The organism is Maritimibacter alkaliphilus HTCC2654 (assembly GCF_000152805.1).
GTDB classification, from domain to species: Bacteria; Pseudomonadota; Alphaproteobacteria; order Rhodobacterales; family Rhodobacteraceae; genus Maritimibacter; species Maritimibacter alkaliphilus.
In genome coordinates, this window is the sequence record NZ_CH902578.1 from 3897554 (window position 1) to 3916864 (window position 19311).

Annotated in this window: 14 protein-coding genes and 1 pseudogene; 13 read left to right on the top strand and 2 right to left on the bottom strand. The window is 63.7% G+C overall.

Annotated features, from left to right (window positions below):
- Window position 1: 1 nt before the first annotated feature.
- A complete protein-coding gene (locus RB2654_RS20110; RefSeq protein ID WP_008335229.1) occupies window positions 2-2089 on the top strand; it encodes a 4Fe-4S binding protein in 2088 nt (695 codons plus the stop codon).
- Entirely contained in the window at window positions 2086-2961 is an 876-nt protein-coding gene (locus RB2654_RS20115; RefSeq protein WP_008335230.1) for an FAD:protein FMN transferase, read from the top strand. Before RB2654_RS20110 ends, RB2654_RS20115 begins: the two co-directional genes overlap by 4 nt.
- On the opposite strand, the gene RB2654_RS20120 is transcribed toward RB2654_RS20115, so the two are convergent.
- Both RB2654_RS20120 and pedF read right to left on the bottom strand, forming a co-directional pair.
- Window positions 2958-3851, bottom strand: a complete 894-nt coding sequence (locus RB2654_RS20120; RefSeq protein WP_008335231.1) for a substrate-binding periplasmic protein — start codon at window positions 3849-3851, stop codon at window positions 2958-2960. The genes RB2654_RS20115 and RB2654_RS20120 overlap by 4 nt on opposite strands.
- 4 nt (window positions 3852-3855) lie before the next feature.
- Window positions 3856-4542, bottom strand: a complete 687-nt coding sequence (pedF, locus tag RB2654_RS20125) for a cytochrome c-550 PedF (protein ID WP_008335232.1) — start codon at window positions 4540-4542, stop codon at window positions 3856-3858.
- 190 nt (window positions 4543-4732) lie between these two features.
- Between pedF and RB2654_RS20130 the strand changes: the two genes are divergently transcribed.
- From RB2654_RS20130 to RB2654_RS23950, 11 genes and pseudogenes are all read left to right on the top strand, one after another.
- Window positions 4733-5917, top strand: a complete 1185-nt coding sequence (locus tag RB2654_RS20130; protein WP_050772002.1) for an ABC transporter substrate-binding protein — start codon at window positions 4733-4735, stop codon at window positions 5915-5917.
- Between the two features lies 1 nt (window position 5918).
- Complete coding sequence (locus tag RB2654_RS20135; protein WP_008335234.1) at window positions 5919-6875, top strand: YVTN family beta-propeller repeat protein; 957 nt, start codon at window positions 5919-5921, stop codon at window positions 6873-6875.
- 42 nt (window positions 6876-6917) lie between these two features.
- Entirely contained in the window at window positions 6918-7364 is a 447-nt protein-coding gene (locus RB2654_RS20140) for a hypothetical protein (protein ID WP_008335235.1), read from the top strand.
- An 18-nt stretch (window positions 7365-7382) separates the two neighbouring features.
- Window positions 7383-8114, top strand: a complete 732-nt coding sequence (locus tag RB2654_RS20145) for an ABC transporter ATP-binding protein (RefSeq protein WP_008335236.1) — start codon at window positions 7383-7385, stop codon at window positions 8112-8114.
- Window positions 8114-8923 (top strand): ABC transporter permease, encoded by an 810-nt coding sequence (locus RB2654_RS20150; RefSeq protein WP_008335237.1) that lies wholly within the window; start codon window positions 8114-8116, stop codon window positions 8921-8923. Before RB2654_RS20145 ends, RB2654_RS20150 begins: the two co-directional genes overlap by 1 nt.
- 71 nt (window positions 8924-8994) lie before the next feature.
- Complete coding sequence (locus tag RB2654_RS20155; RefSeq protein ID WP_008335238.1) at window positions 8995-9567, top strand: tetratricopeptide repeat protein; 573 nt, start codon at window positions 8995-8997, stop codon at window positions 9565-9567.
- A 138-nt stretch (window positions 9568-9705) separates the two neighbouring features.
- Window positions 9706-10083 carry a c-type cytochrome gene (locus tag RB2654_RS20160; RefSeq protein WP_008335240.1) on the top strand — a complete coding sequence of 126 codons (378 nt, stop codon included), beginning with the start codon at window positions 9706-9708 and terminating at the stop codon, window positions 10081-10083.
- Between the two features lie 324 nt (window positions 10084-10407).
- Complete coding sequence (locus tag RB2654_RS20165; protein WP_008335247.1) at window positions 10408-12174, top strand: PQQ-dependent methanol/ethanol family dehydrogenase; 1767 nt, start codon at window positions 10408-10410, stop codon at window positions 12172-12174.
- Window positions 12175-12629: 455 nt separating this feature from the next.
- The gene (locus tag RB2654_RS20170) at window positions 12630-13553 is read left to right on the top strand and encodes an HNH endonuclease (RefSeq protein WP_008335249.1); all 924 of its coding nucleotides are present in this window, start codon (window positions 12630-12632) and stop codon (window positions 13551-13553) included.
- 145 nt (window positions 13554-13698) lie between these two features.
- Window positions 13699-18783 (top strand): RecQ family ATP-dependent DNA helicase, encoded by a 5085-nt coding sequence (locus tag RB2654_RS20175; protein WP_050772003.1) that lies wholly within the window; start codon window positions 13699-13701, stop codon window positions 18781-18783.
- Between the two features lie 226 nt (window positions 18784-19009).
- Window positions 19010-19311: pseudogene (locus RB2654_RS23950) on the top strand (transposase); the annotation flags it as partial.

Here is a 19311-nt window from a genome sequence, read left to right on the forward strand (position 1 = left end):
CATGTGGAGGATCATCACCGCTGTCTGGGTTGCCTGTCTGACGCTCGCCTGCGCGCTCGGCGCGGTCGCGGCGGAATGGGCGCCTGCGTCGCGCGTCGAGATCGAGGGGCGAATCGTGCCGCCCTATGCGCTGGGCGCGCCCATCGGTGACGACGGCGTTTACCACCTGCTGAACTCGGGCGGTGCCGAGATCGGCTATGCCTTCCAGACCGGGCCGCTCGCCCCGCTGCCGGGGTTTTCGGGCAAGCCCATCGACATGCTCGTTCTGCTCAAGCTCGACGGAACGATCATCGACGTCCGCCTCCTGTCCCAGAAAGAGCCGGTCTTCGTTTCGGGTCTGGGCGAGGCACCGTTTCGGGCGTTTCTCGAACAATATCCGGGGCTTTCCATCACCCAGCCGCTTGTCGTCGGGGTGCCGTACGGCAAGGCGGGCGGTGGGTCCGACCTCGTCTATCTGGACGGGGTGACCAAGGCGACGGCCAGCGTGCGCATCGCCCACGAATCCATCCTCGCCGCCGCGCTACAGGTCGCGCGGGACAAGATGGCGGGGGTCGGGGGGGCTTCGACCGCGCCGGCGCGTCCGAAGATGGAGTATGCCGAGGCGCTCGACTGGCAGGCGCTTGTCGACGAAGGGATCGCAAGGCGCCTGAAGGTGACCAACGCCCAAGTCGACGCGGCCTTTGCCGGCACCATCTGGGCCTCAGACGATCCCGAGGCGCGCGCCGATCCTGAGGGCCTGTTCCTCGACCTGTGGTTGGTCGACATCGGTCCGCCTGCCGTCCAACGCGCCATCTTCGCCCCGGACACGGTGGACGAGCTTGCGCGGCTTCACGCGGTCAGCCCGGATGACGAACCGATCCTCGTGATGGATGGCGGTCGCCATGGCCTCGTGTCAGCGGATTTCGTGCGGAATACCGCGCCCGACAGGGTGTCCGCCGTTCAGGGCGGTTTCCCGGTCGCGCTGCGGGATGCGGATATGTTCCCCGATTTCCTGCCCGGCGTGCCGGAGCATGACACCGCGATGATCCTGCGGGCCGATCGCAGGCTGGGGTTCGATCCGATCACGGAATGGGTGCTCAGGGTTCAGGCGGTGCGCGCGCACGGCATGTTCCAACCCGAGATCGGCGACGTGCATTTCGAGATCGCGTATCAAGCGCCGGAGCGGTTCTACGACGTGCCCGAGGTCGTGACACCGCGCCCCGCCTGGCAGGAGGCGATCGTGAACCGGCAGGCCGACCTGATCGCGCTGTCGGTGTTCCTCGTCGCGCTTCTGGGGCTCCTGGGTCCGGGGATGAACTGGTTCGCGGGGCTCGGATCATTCACCTCTATTCGGCTTGGCATTCTGGCCGTGGTCGTGGGGTTCATCGGATACTGGGGGCAGGGGCAGCTTTCCATCGTCACGGTCCTCGCCGTCCTGCGCGCGGCGGTCGGCGAGGGGTCTTTCGCCGTTCTGCTCTACGACCCTTTCTCACTCCTCATCTGGGCGGCGACGATCCTCGGTTTCGTGCTGTGGGGCCGGGGGTTGTTCTGCGGCTGGCTGTGCCCGTTCGGCGCCATGCAGGAGTTCGCGCATCACATCGGCCGCGCCCTCCGTCTGCCCGAGGTCGAGGCGGGGCCGCGGCTCGACCAATGGCTCAAGAAGGTGAAATACGTCGCGCTTTTGGGGCTGATCCTGACCGCCTTCGTGGTGCCCGATCAGGCCGAGAAGGCCGCCGAGATCGAGCCGTTCAAGACCGCGATCACCGTCTCGTTTCAGCGCGAATGGTTCTATGTCGCCTATGCGGCGCTCTGGCTGGGGCTCGGCACCGTCTTTTTCAAAGGCTTCTGCCGCTACGTCTGCCCGTTGGGCGCGGTCATGGCCATCGGGGGGCTCTTGCGCACCCGGAGGTGGATCGCACGGCGGGTGGACTGCGGCTCGCCCTGCCAGTTGTGCAGGGTCAAATGCCGCTACGGTGCGATCAAGAAGACCGGCGAAATACAGTATGACGAGTGTTTCCAGTGCCTTGACTGCGTGTCGATCCATGACGATCCGACCCGCTGCGTGCCGCTCGTCCTTGCCGAAAAGCGCCGCACCAAGGTGGCCGCATGAGCCTGACGCGCCGCAGGTTCATGGCCCTCGTGGCGAGCATTGCGATGCCGGGCGCGGCGGGTGCGGTGAACCGCGAGGTGTGGCGCGGACGTGCCTTTGGCGGTGACGTGTCGCTCGACCTGACCGGCCCGCGCGACCGTGTGGCGGCGGATCTCGTCAGGCTGACCGCCCGGATGCGCGAGATTGAGGCGCGCTTCACGCTCTACGAGGATGATGGGCCATTGGTGCGGTTGAACCGGATCGGGAAGGGGCCGCTCCATGGCGACCTGCGCCGGGTGATGGAGGTGTCGCGGCGGGTGCATGTCGCCACGAACGGCGTGTTCGACCCCACGGTGCAGTCGCTCTGGAGGGCGCTGGCCGAAGGGCGCGGTGCGGATTTGTTCGGTGTGGGACTGGATCGTGTTCGGATGACAGATACCGAGATCACGCTGGCGGACGGGCAGGCCCTGACCTTCAACGGCATCGCGCAGGGCTATGCCGCCGACGCGCTGCTCGCGATGCTTTCGGGCTGGGGCTATTCGACCGCGCTGGTCGACATGGGCGAACAGGCCGCGCTGGGCGGGCCGTTCCGGCTTGGGCTGGTGGACCCTGCGGTGGGGCGGATCGGTCAGGTCACGCTGACGGGACAAGCGGCCGCCACATCCTCGCCCGCGGCCATGACCATCGGGGGGCGTGCGCATATCCTACACCCGAAAGGCGGGCGCGCCATCTGGTCCACGGTGACGGTCATCGCAGCGTCCGCGACACTTGCCGACGCGGCCTCCACCGCGTTCTGCCTGATGGAGCGGGACGCCATCAGGCAGGCCAAGGAAGCCCTCGGCCTGTCCGATGTGCTGCTCGTCGAAAAAAACGGCGACCTCAGCCGGCTTTAGCGGTCCGGCGGCAGAAACGTCAGGCCATGGGCCTCGAACAGGGCCTCGATCCGCCCGTCTTCAAGCGCCTTTTCGATAGCGTAGTCAACGGCATAGCCCAGATCGCGGTGCTGGTGGTTGATCGCGACGCCGACCGTCCAGCTCGACCGGACGAGGCCCGGATACGGTGGGACGTGGATGTCCTGCGCCTCGGTCAGCCCCGCTTCCAGAACCGCGCGCGGCCCCATCGCGGCCATGACCTCGCCCCCGACGAGGGCGGTCATGGCGGCCTCGGTCGTCGGGAACCGATGCACCTTGTCGCCCACCGCGCCCCGACCCACCGACGCGAGGTAGAAGTCGGACAGCGAGTCGTTCTCGACCGCCACCGTGTCATAACGGAAATAGGCTGGCGTCGGGCCGCCGTCCGGGTAGGCTGCGCGGTCAAAGGCGATGGCCAGTTCCTCGCCCGCGTATTGCCCGGTAAAGACGACCTGTTCGATCCGGCAGGTCAGTTCGCTGTCATAAGGCGCGTGCAGCATCACGTCGGACACGCGCCCGTTCACCACCGCGCCTTTCCAGACGTAGTTCATCAGGTCGGTGTCTAGGTTTTCGCCCGCCTGCACGAAGCGGAAGCGCGCCTCGACGCCCAGGTCGTCTGCGATGATCCTGCCGATCTCGATGTCGATGCCGACCGGCTGCCCGCCCGTTTCCACGGACCACGGCGCGAAATCCTCGTAGACCGCGAATTCGATCCAGCCTTCGTCGATGATCCGGTCGAACTCCCGCCCGATGTCCTGAGCGAAAGTGTTCTGCGGTTTGGGTTGCGGGACATAGTCCTCGCAACGCGCCAAGGCCGGCCCCGCGAAAGCAAGACCGGCCATCAGGCTCGTCAGAGCGAACAGGCGTGTCATGGCGTCAATGCGCGGCGGACAGGCCGACGGTCAGGATGTCGCCCGCCTGTTTCCACGTGGCCTGATCGTCCGACAGGATGCGCGAGGCCTCGAAGGCGACGGAATCCGCGATGGGCGCGCCCGAGCCGGTTTCGACGGTCGCGGCGATGTCGGCCAGTTCGACCTTGAGCGCCTCGGGGTCGGCGACCGATCCGGACAGAAGCTCGTCCCGGATCGCACCGAGGCGCGTGGCATGATCGTCCAGCGCCCCGTCATCGGGCCGCGTCTCGACATAGGTGCGGATGGCCCACGCGGCTTTCTGGCCCAGAAGCTCGCCGAACGCGGGCATCTTGGTGATCCCGTTCTGGGTCATGCCGTGGCGGAACCGTTCGACATACCATTCGTCACCGTATTCGGCGGCTTCCAGATAACGCAGGTCCGGGGCCAGCCCGCCGGACACGACGCCAAGCCCATGACAGCGCGCGCAGTTCTGGGTGTAGCCCGATGCCCCGATCTCGATCGCTTTCAACCAGGTTTCCTCGCCCACCGCTTCGGCGCGGTAGGGGTTTTCGATCAGCCATTCCTCGCCCACATCGGGCAGGGCTTCGGTGTTCACGGGCTGGGGCGTGACGTCGCCGTGACCGATGGCCATCCCGCCAAGCGTCAAGGTTCCGGCGAGCGTCGTGGCCGCGATGAGAGCGAGTTTCTGCATGGTGTTCCTCCGCGTTTCTCGGCCCAACTATCGACGCGCCGCCGCGTCGCACCATTAGACCTTGGTGCAAGCCAACCGGCCCGATACGGCGCAAATCGCCGGAATCACGCCGGAAAAGGCATATCTGCGACCTAGGTCTAATGGGCCGTCGCGATGTCCTTCCTCTAGCGTCGTCGGCGTGGAGGAGACGATGCGCAAGATCGTGCGGAATGCGGCCCCGTGGGCCATTGGTCTGACGCTGGCCTGTTCGGGCGGGCTACTTGCCGAACCGCTTCAGGTTCGCGTCGGCTACCTTCGGCTCGAGGAACCGCCGCGCGCGGTTCTGTCGAACCTCGACACCGTGCCCGCCGACCTCGGCATCGCTGGGGCAAGGCTCGGGTTGGCCGACAATGCGACCACCGGCACCTTCATGGGGCATGATTACGCCCTCGAAATCGTCTCGCTTGCGCCGGGTGGCGACGTGGTGGCGGCGGCGCGTGACATGGCGGGGCAGGTCGATCTGATCCTCGCCGACATGAACGCCGAGGCGCTTCTGAGCCTCGCCGATTTGCCGGATGTCGCCGGGGCGCTCATCTTCAACGTCTCCGACGCATCCGAACGCCTGCGCGATGCCGATTGCCGCGCGAACGTGCTTCATACCGCGACCGAGGCCGCGATGCGTTCGGATGCGCTGATGCAGGTTCTGTTGGCGAAACGCTGGACGAAAGTGGCCCTGATCGAAGGGCCGGGGGGCGCGGACGCGGCGCTGGCCGCCGCCTACCGCGCATCTGCGCGAAAGTTCGGCGTCAGGATCGTCTCGGACGCCCGGTGGGACGACACCGCAGACCTGCGGCGCACGGCCTCGGCCGAAGTTCCGCTTCTCACGCAGGGGTTCAAGGATCACGACGTGGTGCTGGTGGCCGATGCCGCGGACGATTTCGCCCGCTACGTGGAGCACAACACATGGGTGCCGCGTCCGGTGATCGGTGTCACCGGCCTGACCCCTGTGGCCTGGGCCCCGGTGGTCGAACAATGGGGGGCGGCACAGCTTCAATCCCGCTTCTCCGACCTAGCAGCGCGCGACATGCAGCCCCGCGACTATGCCGCCTGGGCCGCCATGCGCGTGATCGGCGAAGCGGTGACGCGCACCAATGCCGCCGACGCCTCCGCGCTGCGCGCCTACATCCTGTCCGATGCCTTCGAACTTGCGGCGTTTCAGGGCCGCCCCCTCAGCTTTCGCCACTGGAACGGTCAGATGCGCCAGCCGATACCGGTGGTGAACGCCCGCGCGGTCGTCGGCTCGGCCCCGCTCGACGGGTTCGAACATGCCCGCAATCCGCTGGACAGCCTCGGCCTCGACGCGCCGGAAAGTGCCTGCACGGCCTTTGGAGATTGATATGCTTCGCACCTTCGCAACCGCCCTCTGCCTTCTGACGCCGCCCGCACTTGCCGGAGAGATCTGGGTTACGAACGAGAAGGACGATACGATCAGCGTCATCGACATCGAGACGCTCGAAGTGACCCGCACGATCCCCACGGGCGAGCGGCCACGCGGGATCACCTTCAACTCGGATCATTCGCTGGTCTTTATCTGCGCCTCGGATTCGAACGCGGTTCAGGTGATGGACCCGGACACGGGCGAAATTCTGCACGACCTTCCCTCCGGCGCCGATCCCGAGCAATTCGTGCTTGCGCCCGATGACCGTCACCTTTGGATCGCCAACGAAGACGATGCGGTCACGACGGTCGTCGATGTCGAAACCCGCAGGGTGGTCGCGCAGATCAACGTCGGGATCGAACCCGAGGGCATGGCCGTGTCGCCGGACGGCAAGACGGTGATTACCACGTCCGAGACGACGAACATGGCGCACTGGATCGACACGGACAGCAAGACGATCCGCGCCAACACGCTGGTCGATGCGCGGCCCCGGCACGCCGAGTTCATCAAGGACGGGACCGAGCTGTGGGTCAGTTCGGAAATCGGCGGCACCGTCTCGGTGTTTTCCACGGCGGATCAGGCGCCTGTGGCCAAGATCGCCTTCGCCATTCAAGGCGTGCACGAAGACCTGATCCAGCCGGTCGGGTTCGAAGTCACGCCGGATCAGAAGACCATTTTCGTCGCCCTCGGGCCGTCCAACCATGTCGCCGTGGTGAATGCCGAGACCTACGAGGTCGAAGACTACCTCCTCGTCGGGCGGCGGGTCTGGCACATGGCGTTTTCGCCGGATCACACGCGGCTTTTCACCACCAACGGCGTGTCCGGCGACGTCACCGTTATCGACGTGGTGCAAGGGGAGCCGATCAAGACCATCAAGGTCGGCCGTTTCCCCTGGGGCGCGGCAACGCGACCCTGACGCAACGAGTGGCCATTGGCCCGGTTCATGGGAGGACCGAAAATGAAACGCATCACCCTGACCCTGGCGGCCGCCGTTTTCGCCTTTCCGGCGTTTGCCGACGACGACGGTGCCGCCGCACGCTTCGGATTGGCGGGCATCCTGTCGGCCACGAATTCCGAAGACCTGCCGCCGATCATGCTGTCGGCGGGTCAGCCGCTCGCCGATGCGCCGCTGGTTCTGAAGTCGGGCACCTATTACGAGATCGAGATCGAAGCGGACGGGTCGCAGGAGCTTGCGCTGGTCGGCGCGGGCTTTTTCCGGGCGATCTGGATCGACGAGATCGTTGTCGAAGGGCTTGAGATCCGCCCTCTCGGTATCGACAGTTTCGAGTTCGACGAGGCGGGCGTGATGGAGGTGGGCTTCGTCGCGATCAAACCCGGCAGTTACACCCTGAGCGTGCCGCAATCGCGTGGCGACCTTCAGACGCTTCAGATCACCATCGAATAGCAGGGTCAGGGGGAGCGGATGAGCGGTCTTTCGGTTCGAAACGTCACCTATCACTGGGGCAGGCACCGGGCGCTGGACGAGGTGTCGTTCGACGTGGCCCCCGGCGCGTTCTGTGCGCTCTTGGGCCCCAATGGCGCGGGCAAGTCGACGCTTTTCGGGCTGCTCACGGGGCTGTTCAGACCCGAGCGGGGCAAGCTGGTGCTGGCGGGTCACGACATGGACCGCGCGACCCGGTCGGCGCTTGCGGTGACGGGCGTCGTGTTCCAGCATCCCACCCTCGACCTCGACCTCTCGGTCTGGCGTAACATGCTTTATTTCGCCGGGCTTCAGGGGCTCACCGGGCGCGGTATGCGCGGACGGGCCGAAGCGGCGCTGGCGCGTCTGGGGATGGAAGAGCGTGCGGGCGAAAAGGTGCGCGCGCTGAACGGCGGCCACCGCCGGCGGCTCGAAATCGCGCGGGCCCTGATGCACGACCCGCAAGTCCTGCTGCTCGATGAGCCGACCGTCGGTCTCGACGCGCCGACGCGCCACGACCTGACCGCGCATGTCCACGCGCTTGCCCGCGACGAGGGGTTGAGCGTGCTTTGGGCCACGCACTTGACCGACGAGGTGGCGCCGGGCGATCACCTCGTCATCATGCACAAGGGCCGCGTTCTGGAAGAGGGGCGCACTCCGGCGACGGGCCCCGCACTGACCGCACATTTCCTTGCCATGACGGGCCGCGCGGTCCGGGCCGACGAGGCCGCCTGATGAAACACGCGCTGTCCGCTCTCATCTCGATCTGCCAGCGCGAGGGGCTTCGTTTTTTCGGGCAGACCGGGCGGCTGGTGGCGGCGCTCGTGCGACCGCTCATCTGGCTGTTCGTCTTCGCGGCAGGCTTTCGCGCGGCGCTCGGCCTGTCCATCACCCCGCCCTACGAGACCTATATCACCTTCGAGACCTACATCGTGCCGGGGCTGGTCGGGATGATCCTGCTGTTCAACGGTATGCAAAGCTCGCTGTCGCTGGTCATGGACCGCGAATTGGGCACCATGCGGCTGCTCTTGACCGCGCCGCTGCCGCGCTGGTGGCTTCTGACTTGCAAGCTCATTGCCGGGGCGCTGATGTCGGTGTTGCAGGCCTATGCATTCCTCGCCATCGCCGCCCTTTACGGCATTCGGTTTCCCGCGCTCGGTTACCTCACCGTCGCGCCCGTCCTGCTTCTGGCCGCCTTCATGGTCGGCGCGCTGGGGATCGCGCTGTCATCGACGATCAAACAGCTCGAAAATTTCGCGGGCGTGATGAACTTCGTCATCTTCCCGATGTTCTTTTTGTCCTCCGCTCTCTATCCGCTCTGGAAGATGGCCGAAGCGAGCGCGCTTCTGCACGACATCTGCGCTGCGAACCCCTTCACCCACGCGGTCGAAGCGGTGCGCTTCGCGCTTTACGTCCAGCCCAACTGGTTCGCGCTCGGCGTCACGGTGGCGGCAGGACTTGTCTTCATGGGGATCGCGCTTTGGGGCTACGATCCGGGGCGGGGGATGGTGCGACAGAAGGCCGGGGGACCGGCAGGGTCGTAGAAATTTCGCGACGTAGGTCGGATAAACGGGCGGGGCGGGCTGTGGCACACTCCCGGTGCGGAGGATACCCGATGACCCGACTATCGCTGATCGCCACGCTGCTGTTGTGGGCCTTGCCCGCCGGTGCCGAAGACCTCGCCCTGGATCTGGGCGAGCGCACGACGGTGGACGATGGCGGCACGCTGAACCCGCACGAAATGTCGATGGCCCGCGTGATGGAGAATATCCGAGACGGGCAATCGGGGATGGTCCTGTGTTCCACCGGCTACCTCGTCACCAAGTCCGGGCGTCATGGTCTGGCCCGCGAACTGTTCACGCGCTGCGCCGAAGATGGCTATACCGGCGCGATGACCTGGATGAGCCAGCTCGACGACAATGGGTTGGGCGGCGCGCAGGATCTGGAAGCCGCGACCGAATGGAACCGCCGGGCCGCCGAAGCGGGCGATCCCGTGGGCAAGTTCAACCGGGGTCTCGACCTTTTGCGCGGCCGGGGCGTCGCGCAGGATGAGGAAGCCGGACGCCGACTGGTGGACGAAGCGGCGAACGAGGGCCTTCCGGTCGCCGAACGCCTGCGCCGCGCCGACTACGATCTGGACGAAGTGACGCCCGATGCCGACGAATGGCGGTATCAGACCCTGTTCTGACCCGGATTTGCGACGAAGGTCGTATATGACCCCCGACGAAGGTCGGGGGTTTTGTTTGACGTAAATCAAGGGTTTAGGGCGGCATCGGGCCGATCCTGAGAACCGCGATCACCCAAGGTCGCGGCTCAGGAGTTCCAAATGATACGTCTATCCCTCGCCCTCGTCGCCTGTCTCGCCACCCCCGCCATTGCCGATGAATACGACGCGATAAAAGCGCAGGCCGGTGAACGACTTTTCGACAAGGAATGTCACCGCTGCCACTCGGTCGAGGCCGACCGGGCCAGCTACGGCCCCTTGCTGAACGGCGTGCTGAACCGGGCAGCGGGAACCTTTGCCGACTACCCGTATTCGGACGCCCTTCGGGGCGCCGGGTTCGTCTGGACCTCCGGCGCGCTCAAGGCATGGATGGAGGACAACGACGGGTTTCTTCCCGGCACCAAGATGCGCCATGTCGGTATCGACGATCCCACCGTGCAAGATTTCATCGTGACCTATCTCGCCAGTCTGACCGAGTAAGTCGCGGCGGCGCGGTCTGGGCCGCACGGCGCATCGGTGCGCGTCGCATTGTCACGTCGGCCTCCCGGCCCGGCTCCACGATCCGCACCCGAAAAGTCTGCATCGAACATCCTAGAAGCGGGCGAAGGGCCCGCAAATAGGACCAAAGGACAAGGCGCGCTTTGCTGTGGGAAACCCTTGAAAACAAGGGGGTCGTAGAGGTCTTACGACCTTTAGCCAATTTGCCCGGGGATAGGGCTTGCCGATCATGAAAGCGGCTCGACCAGCGTCCGGTCACATCAGCGATCAAGGGTCGGACGCCAGACTATCCATGGGAGGATACAGATGAACAGATTTGTCAAAGCCGCCGTCGCAGTGACTGTGGCCCTTGCCGCGTCCAGCCCGGCCTTCGCCAATGTGACGGAAGAGGACCTCGCCAACGACCGCGACACGCCCGAAAACATCCTGACCAACGGCATGGGGCGCGATCTTCAGCGCTACTCGCCGATGGACACGCTGAACAAGGACAACGTGCAGAACCTCGTGCCCGCCTGGGCCTTTTCGCTCGGTGGCGAAAAACAGCGCGGGCAGGAGACGCAGCCGCTCGTCTATGACGGCATGATGTATATCACCGGGTCTTATTCGCGCCTCTACGCGATCGATCTGGAGACCGGGGAAGAGGTCTGGCAATTCGACGCGCGCCTGCCCGAAGGCATTCTGCCCTGCTGCGACGTCATCAATCGCGGGGCGGCGATCTTCGGTGACAAGATCTACTTCGGCACGCTCGACGCGCGCATCGTCGCGCTCGACCTCAAGACCGGCGATACCGTCTGGAACAAGAAGATCGCCGAATACAAGGAAGGCTATTCCTACACCGCAGCGCCGCTGATCGTGGACGGCCTTGTCATCACCGGGAACTCCGGCGGTGAATTCGGTATCGTGGGCGAGGTGCAGGCCCGCGACGCCGAGACCGGCGAACTGGTCTGGACCCGCCCGGTGATCGAAGGTCACATGGGCACGCTCAACGGTGAAGAAAGCACCATGACGGGCGAGCTCAACGCGACATGGCCCGGCGATATGTGGAAGACCGGCGGGGGCGCCACATGGCTTGGCGGCTCGTATGACGCCGACACCGACACGCTGGTGTTCGGCACCGGCAACCCGGCCCCGTGGAACAGCCACCTGCGCAACGCGGGCACCCCGACCGAGGGCAACGCGGGCGACAACCTCTATGCCGCCTCGCGTCTGGGCATCGACCCGGCCACCGGCGAGATCAAGTGGCACTTTCAGACCACCCCGCGCGAAGGCTGGGACTTCGACGGTGTGAACGAGGTCGTCGCGTTCGAGGATGCGGACGGCAACAAACGCTTCGCCACCGCCGACCGTAACGGCTTCTTCTACGTGCTGAACCGCGAAGACGGTGCCTTCGTGAACGCGACGCCCTTCGTGTCCGAGATCAGCTGGGCCTCCGGCATCGACGAGACGGGGCGCCCGATCTACAACGAAGACAATCGGCCGGGCAATCCGCTGGACGCCGAGAAGGGCGAGATGGTCTTTGCCGTGCCGTCCTTCCTTGGCGGCAAGAACTGGATGCCGATGGCCTTCAGCCAGAACACCGGCATGTTCTACGTCCCGTCGAACGAGTGGGGCATGGATATCTGGAACGAACCGATTTCCTACAAGAAGGGTGCCGCCTATCTGGGGGCCGGTTTCACCATCAAGCCGATCTTCGAGGATCACATCGGGTCACTGAAGGCGATCCAGCCCGAAACAGGCGAGATCAAGTGGGAATACAAGAACGACGCACCGCTCTGGGGTGGCGTGATGACCACCGCCGGGGGCCTCGTCTTCTTCGGCACGCCCGAGGGCAAGTTCATCGCGCTGGACGATGAGACCGGGGAAGAGCTGTGGTCGTTCCAGACCGGCTCCGGCATCGTCGGCCAGCCCGTCACCTACGAGATCGACGGTGAACAATACGTGACGGTCGTGTCCGGGTGGGGCGGCGCGGTTCCGCTCTGGGGCGGCGAGGTCGCGAAGAAGGTGAACTACCTCAACCAGGGCGGCACCGTCTGGACCTTCAAACTCCCGCGGCAGCTGGCCTCTGCCCAATAATCCTCCCGCTGCACAAAGCGAACCAACTGACCCCGCGGCGCTCGTGGGGTCTTTTTTATGCGAGATCCGGCTTTTTGGGCGGGGGCAGGGCCTGCGTCGGTGCGCTGCGGCACGAAGCGCTTCGGAGGCTTGTGCGGCGAGGGACAGAGGTCGCAGGTCGAGGCCAGCCGCACCGATTGGCGCTGCAAGATCGAACATGTGCGGATGGTGCCTGCCAGTCCAGAAATCCCGAAGACTTATGGAAAAGTGGCAGCCCGTAGGGGTCCCCCATTTCAGCCCCAAAACCCAAAGAAATAAAGCTTTGATGTGGACCACGCCGTGTGAAATGCGAGGCCATATTTCAATGACTTAACGGAAAGGTGGACCACGGGTATTTGGCAAACTGAAAAACGTTCCTGGGCAACCTACGCCGTTTGAGATCTTGCGTTTGGGCCTGGATCGTTTTCCATGGTGGGATGACGAAATTGGTCCTTTTGCACAAAGCAGACTCGATTTACGATGATGAACCCGACGTCGTTTACGACTTTCCCCGCAGCTATCTGAAAGCCGTGCAAGAGGCTGTCGGCGATTGGGTCGTTTACTACGAGCCGGTTAAAGCCGGGCCGCGCGGGTATTTCGCCGTCGCCAAGATCCAGCGCGTGATCCCCAAGCCTGGGGTCGAGGGACGGTTTCTCGCTATGATCGAGCCTGGAAGCTTCTTGCCGCTCGATACCGAAGTGCCACGGCTGATCAATGGCCGCCCCTTGGAACAGGCACTGATGGAGGCTGACGGGACCCCCAAAAAGGGCGGTGCCGTGCAACTGGCGGTGCGGCGATTGCCGGACGAGGATTTCGCGCGGATCGTGCGACTGGGCCTGCCCGAAGATCTCGAGCGTCAGGAGGCGGTGCGGTATGATCCCGCGGGAGCCGAGGTGGCGGAAGAGGCTGCGATCTTTGAGCGGCCGGTGCTGGAGCGTCTGACCCGGCGACCCTACCGCGACGTGGCTTTCCGCCGAAAGGTGCGTGAGGCCTATGATTATCGCTGCGCCATGTCAGGACTGAGGCTCCGCAACGGGGGAGGGCGCCCCGAGGTGCAGGCAGCGCACATCAGACCTGTCGAGCACAAAGGGAGCGACTCTGTGCGAAACGGGCTTGCCCTGTCCGGCACCTTGCATTGGATGTTCGATCGTGGCCTGATCTCGGTCGCTGACGACAGTGAGACGATCCTTGTGTCGCGTAACAAGGTGCCGGGCGACGTTGTGGATCGGTTGCTGCGTCCAAATGGAAAGCTCTGGAAGCCGGACGAAAAGAGAGACTGGCCCCATCCAGTAAACTTGGCGTGGCATCGTGAGAATGTTTTTGGTCAAATAGCTACCGAGGGTCCCGCTCCCTGGGATTAAACGGTAGCCTGACCGCATGAAGAATATAATTACCAGAGGCTTATCAAGAGCCCTTGCCCGCGGTCGGCCGCAGACTCCGGAGCCTCCGGAGACCGAACCGCCGACCAGCGGTGCGTTTCAGAAACCGCGGGACAAGTATGAAATCTTGGGCCGGTGCCTTTCCGTAGACCTGGAGATCGACCCCAATGAAGCTCGCATTTTTGCGATCGCAGCGGTTCCTGAAGGTGACGGAGATGGTATCGTCCATCGAAAGGGCGATCCTCGGCACGCGCTTGAGAAACTCGACCTTTTCTGCGCGGGCTTTGCCCACATCATCGGCCACAACATCCTACGTCACGATCTGCCGCATCTCACGGCTGTATCGCCAAGATTTTCAAAGCTTGCGGAGGGCGCGATTGACACGCTCTGGCTCAATCCGCTCGCCTTCCCGCGCAACCCGTATCACCATCTGGTCAAGCACTATCGAGATGGGCGGCTACAGAGCGGACACGTCAACGACCCAGAGTATGATGCGCGGCTGGTGTTCGAGGTCTTGCGCAACCAGATCGAGGCCTTCGATGCGCTGAATACAGCCTCGCCGGAGACAATGCTGGCCTATCACTGGCTGACATGTCGAGGCATGCACAGCGCGGGGTTTGATCGATTGTTCTCGGACATTCGAGGCGCAGCGGTGCCGTCCGAAGCCGAGGCGCATGCCGCGATCCGCGCTCTTCTGAAGAACGCGGCCTGCGGGGCGCAGGTCGACGCGGTGCTCGAGCGCCTCTCGGACGCGGACCTTGGATGGCCGATGGCGTACGCGCTGGCGTGGATTTCGGTCGCCGGCGGAGACTCCGTCATGCCGCCGTGGGTGCGGGCACAGTTTCGCGATGCCGCGCGTTTGGTCAAAGACTTGCGGGATTCGAATTGCCGCAACCCCCATTGCGCCTATTGCGCCGAGCATAACGATCCGACCCGCGCGCTGGAACGCTGGTTCGGGTTCCCGTCGTTCCGGCCTGAACCGGTCGACGCCGACGGGCGGCCCTTGCAGGAAAAGATCGTCGCGACCGCGATGGAAGGTGAGCACCTGTTAGGGATCCTTCCGACGGGCACTGGGAAATCCATCTGCTACCAGATCCCGGCGCTATCGAGGTTCGATAAAACGGGGGCGCTGACCGTCGTCATTTCCCCGTTGGTCGCCCTCATGGCGGACCAGGTTCAGGGTTTGGTGCGCGCAGGGATATCTTCGGCGGTCACGATCAATGGGCTTTTGTCGCTCCCCGAACGACAGGACGCGCTCGACAAGGTTCGCATGGGCGACGCGGCGATCCTGCTCATTTCGCCTGAGCAGCTGCGCTCGACCACGGTGCGGTCGGTCTTGGCTCAACGTGAGGTCGGGCTTTGGGTGCTGGACGAGGCGCACTGCGTTTCAAAATGGGGGCACGATTTCCGGCCCGACTATCGCTATGTCTCGCGCTTCATCAAGGAAAGCTCGGGCGACGACCCCGCGCCGGTTCTGTGTCTCACGGCCACCGCCAAACCGGATGTGGTTCAGGATATCCGTAGCCATTTTCAAGAGCGGCTTGGGGCCGAGTTGACTTTGCTTGACGGCGGTGCGTCGCGCTCGAACCTGAGTTTTCAGGTGCTGCCGACCCAGCGGTCCACCAAACTGACCGATATCCTTGATGCAATTGAGGCCGGGTTGCCTCGCGAGGGCGCATCGGGTGCGGTTGTCTACTGCGCGACCCGGAGTGCCACCGAACGTGTGGCAGAGTTCCTGAAACAGCAGGGGATCGCTGCCGAACGATATCACGCAGGCCTCAGCGCGGACGACAAGCGCGAGATCCAGGAGGATTTCCGCGTCGGCAATCTAAGGGTTATCGCCGCGACCAACGCCTTTGGCATGGGGGTCGACAAGCCGGATATTCGTCTGGTGGTGCATGGCGATGTGCCGGGGTCGTTGGAAAATTATATGCAAGAGGCCGGGCGGGCCGGTCGTGACCGCGACCCTGCGCAGTGCGTGCTGTTGTTCAACACCGAAGATGTGGACCGACAATTCAGCCTCAGTGCGAGGTCCCGACTGGCCCGCCACGAAATCGGTGCGATTTTGAAGGCGCTTCGTCGTCTTGATGTGAGGACCGGCAAAGAGGGCAAGATCGTCGCGACCCCCGGAGAGATCGTCCATGAGGAGAAAGACCGGGACTTCCAGCGCGACAGCAACACCGACGACACGCGGGTGAAGACGGCGGTGGCATGGCTTGAAGAGGCCCATCTGTTGAACCGCGAGGAAAACAGGGTGCAGGTTTTTCCTGCCTCGCTTCGGGTCCGCAGCATGGCCGAGGTCCGCGAGATTTTGGCGGCGGCCGACATAACCCAGCGGCGGCGTGATGATCTGACGGCGATCGTGCAGCACATCGTCAACGCGCCTCAGGAAGAGGGGATTACGACGGACGAGCTTTGCGGGATCAGCGGTCTGACGGTGTCGGGCGTGCGCAAAGCGCTGGCGGACCTTGAGTCGCTTGGCATTGCCAAAGACGACACCAACATCACCATATTCGTTCATGTTCGGGTGGAAAACGCGTCACCGAAGAGGTTCGAGGCCGCGTCGCGGCTGGAAGCGGACCTTATCGAAATCTTGCGCGAACAAGCGCCTGATGCGGAGATTGACGAAGTGCTGCCGTGCCATCTCGCCTCGGTCGCGCAGGCTTTGCGAGAGCGTGGTCATGCCTCGGTCCGGCCCGACATCGTCGAGGGGCTCTTGCGTGGAATTGCGCAGGATGGCCGCGACATGGAAGGCGGGCGCGGTAACATCGGCCTGCGCAAGGCGTCCAAAGGCAGCCTCATGGTACGGTTGCAACGCTCTTGGGCGATCATTGATCAAACCGCGCAAGTGCGCCGGCAAGCAGCCGAGCGTCTGGTGACCCATCTGATCGAAAAGGTGCAGGTGGGCCTCAAGGGCAAGGATGTTGCGGTCGAGACGACGCTGGGAGACCTGCTTGCTGCGATTAACAGCGATGCGCTGTTGCGGGCTTCGGTCAATGATCCGTCAAAACTGATGGATCGGGCGCTCTTATGGCTGCACGAGCAACAGGTGGTCACACTGGGCAAAGGCCTGTCCGTGTTCCGCTCTGCCATGACACTGCATATCAACAAAAAGGGGGGCGGGTTCACGGCTCATCACTTTGCACCCCTTGAGGATCACTACGGCGAACAGACCATACAGACCCACGTCATGGCGGCCTATGCGGCCAAGGGTATGGAGGATATCGAGACCGCGCAAAAGCTGGCTCATGACTATTTCGCCATGGATGAAGCCGACTTTATGAAGGCGTGGATGCCTGGGCGAATGTCAGAGTTTCGCCGCCAAGCGACGCCTCAGACCTATGCAGAAATCGTGGATGACTTGGGCAACACGACCCAAGCCCAGATCGTGCGCGACGACCGCGAACAGACAAATGTCCTTGTGCTCGCGGGGCCGGGATCGGGCAAGACACGCGTCCTTGTTCACCGTGTCGCTTATCTTGTCAGGATCAAGCGAGAGGACCCAAATGGCATTCTGGTGCTGGCCTACAATCGCCACGCGGCCGCGGAAATCCGCGAGCGCCTTCGCCGCCTGATCGGGGATGATGCGCGGTTTGTGACTGTGCTGACCATCCACGCTTTGGCAATGCGGTTGGTTGGGGCGAGCTTTGCTGGAAGGGCCGGGGCTGAGACGCCAGACTTTGACACGCTCTTGACCGACGCTGCCCGCCTTTTGCGGGGAGACGGACTGGACAAGGTCGAAGCAGAAGCGCTGCGCGAGACGCTTATCCAAGGATTCCGCTGGATCCTGGTGGACGAATATCAGGACGTGGGCCCCGAAGAGTATGCGCTGATCGCGGCGGTGGCCGGTCGTAGCATCGATGATCCCGATCAACGCATATCACTCTTCGCGGTCGGGGACGACGATCAGAACATCTACTCCTTCGCCGGGGCCTCGGTGCGCCACATTCGACAGTTCGAAGCGGACTACTCGGCAAAGCCGGTTTTCCTGACGGACAATTACCGTTCGTCAGGAAATATCGTCAGTGCCGCGAACGCCGTCATCGAGGGCGCGCGCGAAAGGATGAAGACCGGGCATGGGATCACTTTAGACCAGTCGCGCCGCAAGGACCCGCCAGGGGGCGTGATGGAAAAGCTCGACCCGGTTGCGCAAGGGCGGGTCCAGATTCTCGCTTGTCCTGCCGGGAACGAGGCTCAAGCGCTTGCGGCAGTCGACGAGATGGTCCGCCTTTCAAAGCTCGTCCCTGATTGGAGCTGGAACCGTGCCGCGATCATCTCGCGCGATTGGCGCAAACTCCTGCCGGTCCGGGATTTTGCCGAAGCGCTGGGCATTCCGGTCGAAATGGCGAACGAGAACCTGCCGGGCGTCTGGCGAACCCGTGAGATGCAGGCTTTTATCCGCGGCTTGCGTGAGGGGCATGGTCGAATGGTGAGCTTGGGCGATCTCACGGATCTGCTCAACACCATACCTTCAAGCCGCTGGACCGACCAGATCGGCGAGGGCCTTGGTGTATTCGCGCGCGAAGTGGATGGTAAAGCGATCCCTTCGCCCGACGTGATCGAATGGTTCGCAGAATGGTCGCGCGATTCATGGGGCGAACAGCGAGGGCTGAAGCTCCTAACCGCGCATCGGGCTAAGGGGTTGGAGTTCGACGATGTCGTCATCATGGACGGGGGCTGGGAACGGCCCTCGCGGAACGAAGATCAGGACGCGCCGAGGCGCCTTTTCTACGTCGCCATGACGCGTGCGCGGCGAAACCTCATCGTTATGAGCAACGATCATCACGAGTATCTGCCCACAATGTCGCCTGCGGTTGTCACGCGCTATGTAGAGCCGGATATCGCAGCAATGCCCGGACCGCGTCGGTTCTTCCAGTCGCCAGAGATGCGCATGGTCGATCTGTCTTTCGCAGGCCGTCAGAAGGATCAGCATCCCGTGCACCGCGCGATCTCTGAGGCGACGGTGGGAGACGCGATTCAGCTCAAGATGGCTGGAGGTCGATGGCAGATCGAAGACATGTCGGGCCGGGTGCTTGGTCGTATGGCAAAGGCATTTGCGCCACTCGGAGGCACTAGGTTCGTCTCCGGTCAGATCGCCGCAATTATCCGCCGGCGCAAAGATGATGCTGGTGAGAAATTTCACCACATGCTGCGCAGGGAGGACTGGGAGGTGGTCGTCCCGGACTTGGTATTTGAGCAAAGCAAATTATAAGCGCGCTGCTACTTCGGCGGCACGCGAAATTGGTCGGAGGGCGGTCTTTCGCTGCGGGTTTGGCGAAGGTCCGCTTCGGTCGCCGCCGGGCGACGGCTAACAGGTGCGATCCGTCACATTCACCACACGCTACCCAGCATTCACTTCGCGACGCTATCTTTTGACCTGCTCCCCTGAAAAGTCCTCCTTTTGAGGTTAGCCTGTTCTCCAGACGAGGAGACAGACGATGAAGAGAAGCCGTTTCAGCGAAGAGCAGATCATTGGCATCCTGAAGGAGCACCAGGCTGGGCTCGGCGCGAAGGAGCTGTGCCGCAAGCACGGGATCAGCGACGCGACGTTCTACAAGTGGCGATCGAAGTATGGCGGCATGGAGGTTTCCGATGCCCGGCGGCTGAAGGCGCTGGAGGCAGAGAATGCCAAGCTGAAGAGTTGGAGGGATCGGAAAAGGCCCCAGTGGGGCGTTTTCCCCGAACAACGCTGGCCGAGCAGATGCTCGACGTCGCCACGCTGAAGGAGATGTTGGGAAAA

Bases quoted from the DNA above. Each gene is read 5' to 3' on its own strand.
- RB2654_RS20110 (WP_008335229.1), top strand. From the start codon at position 2: ATGTGGAGGATCATCACCGCTGTCTGGGTTGCCTGTCTGACGCTCGCC.
- RB2654_RS20150 (WP_008335237.1), top strand. From the start codon at position 8,114: ATGAAACACGCGCTGTCCGCTCTCATCTCGATCTGCCAGCGCGAGGGG.
- RB2654_RS20115 (WP_008335230.1), top strand. From the start codon at position 2,086: ATGAGCCTGACGCGCCGCAGGTTCATGGCCCTCGTGGCGAGCATTGCG.
- RB2654_RS20120 (WP_008335231.1), bottom strand. From the start codon at position 3,851: ATGACACGCCTGTTCGCTCTGACGAGCCTGATGGCCGGTCTTGCTTTC.
- RB2654_RS20135 (WP_008335234.1), top strand. From the start codon at position 5,919: ATGCTTCGCACCTTCGCAACCGCCCTCTGCCTTCTGACGCCGCCCGCA.
- RB2654_RS20130 (WP_050772002.1), top strand. From the start codon at position 4,733: ATGCGCAAGATCGTGCGGAATGCGGCCCCGTGGGCCATTGGTCTGACG.
- RB2654_RS20165 (WP_008335247.1), top strand. From the start codon at position 10,408: ATGAACAGATTTGTCAAAGCCGCCGTCGCAGTGACTGTGGCCCTTGCC.
- RB2654_RS20140 (WP_008335235.1), top strand. From the start codon at position 6,918: ATGAAACGCATCACCCTGACCCTGGCGGCCGCCGTTTTCGCCTTTCCG.
- RB2654_RS20145 (WP_008335236.1), top strand. From the start codon at position 7,383: ATGAGCGGTCTTTCGGTTCGAAACGTCACCTATCACTGGGGCAGGCAC.
- RB2654_RS20170 (WP_008335249.1), top strand. From the start codon at position 12,630: ATGACGAAATTGGTCCTTTTGCACAAAGCAGACTCGATTTACGATGAT.
- RB2654_RS20160 (WP_008335240.1), top strand. From the start codon at position 9,706: ATGATACGTCTATCCCTCGCCCTCGTCGCCTGTCTCGCCACCCCCGCC.
- pedF (WP_008335232.1), bottom strand. From the start codon at position 4,542: ATGCAGAAACTCGCTCTCATCGCGGCCACGACGCTCGCCGGAACCTTG.
- RB2654_RS20155 (WP_008335238.1), top strand. From the start codon at position 8,995: ATGACCCGACTATCGCTGATCGCCACGCTGCTGTTGTGGGCCTTGCCC.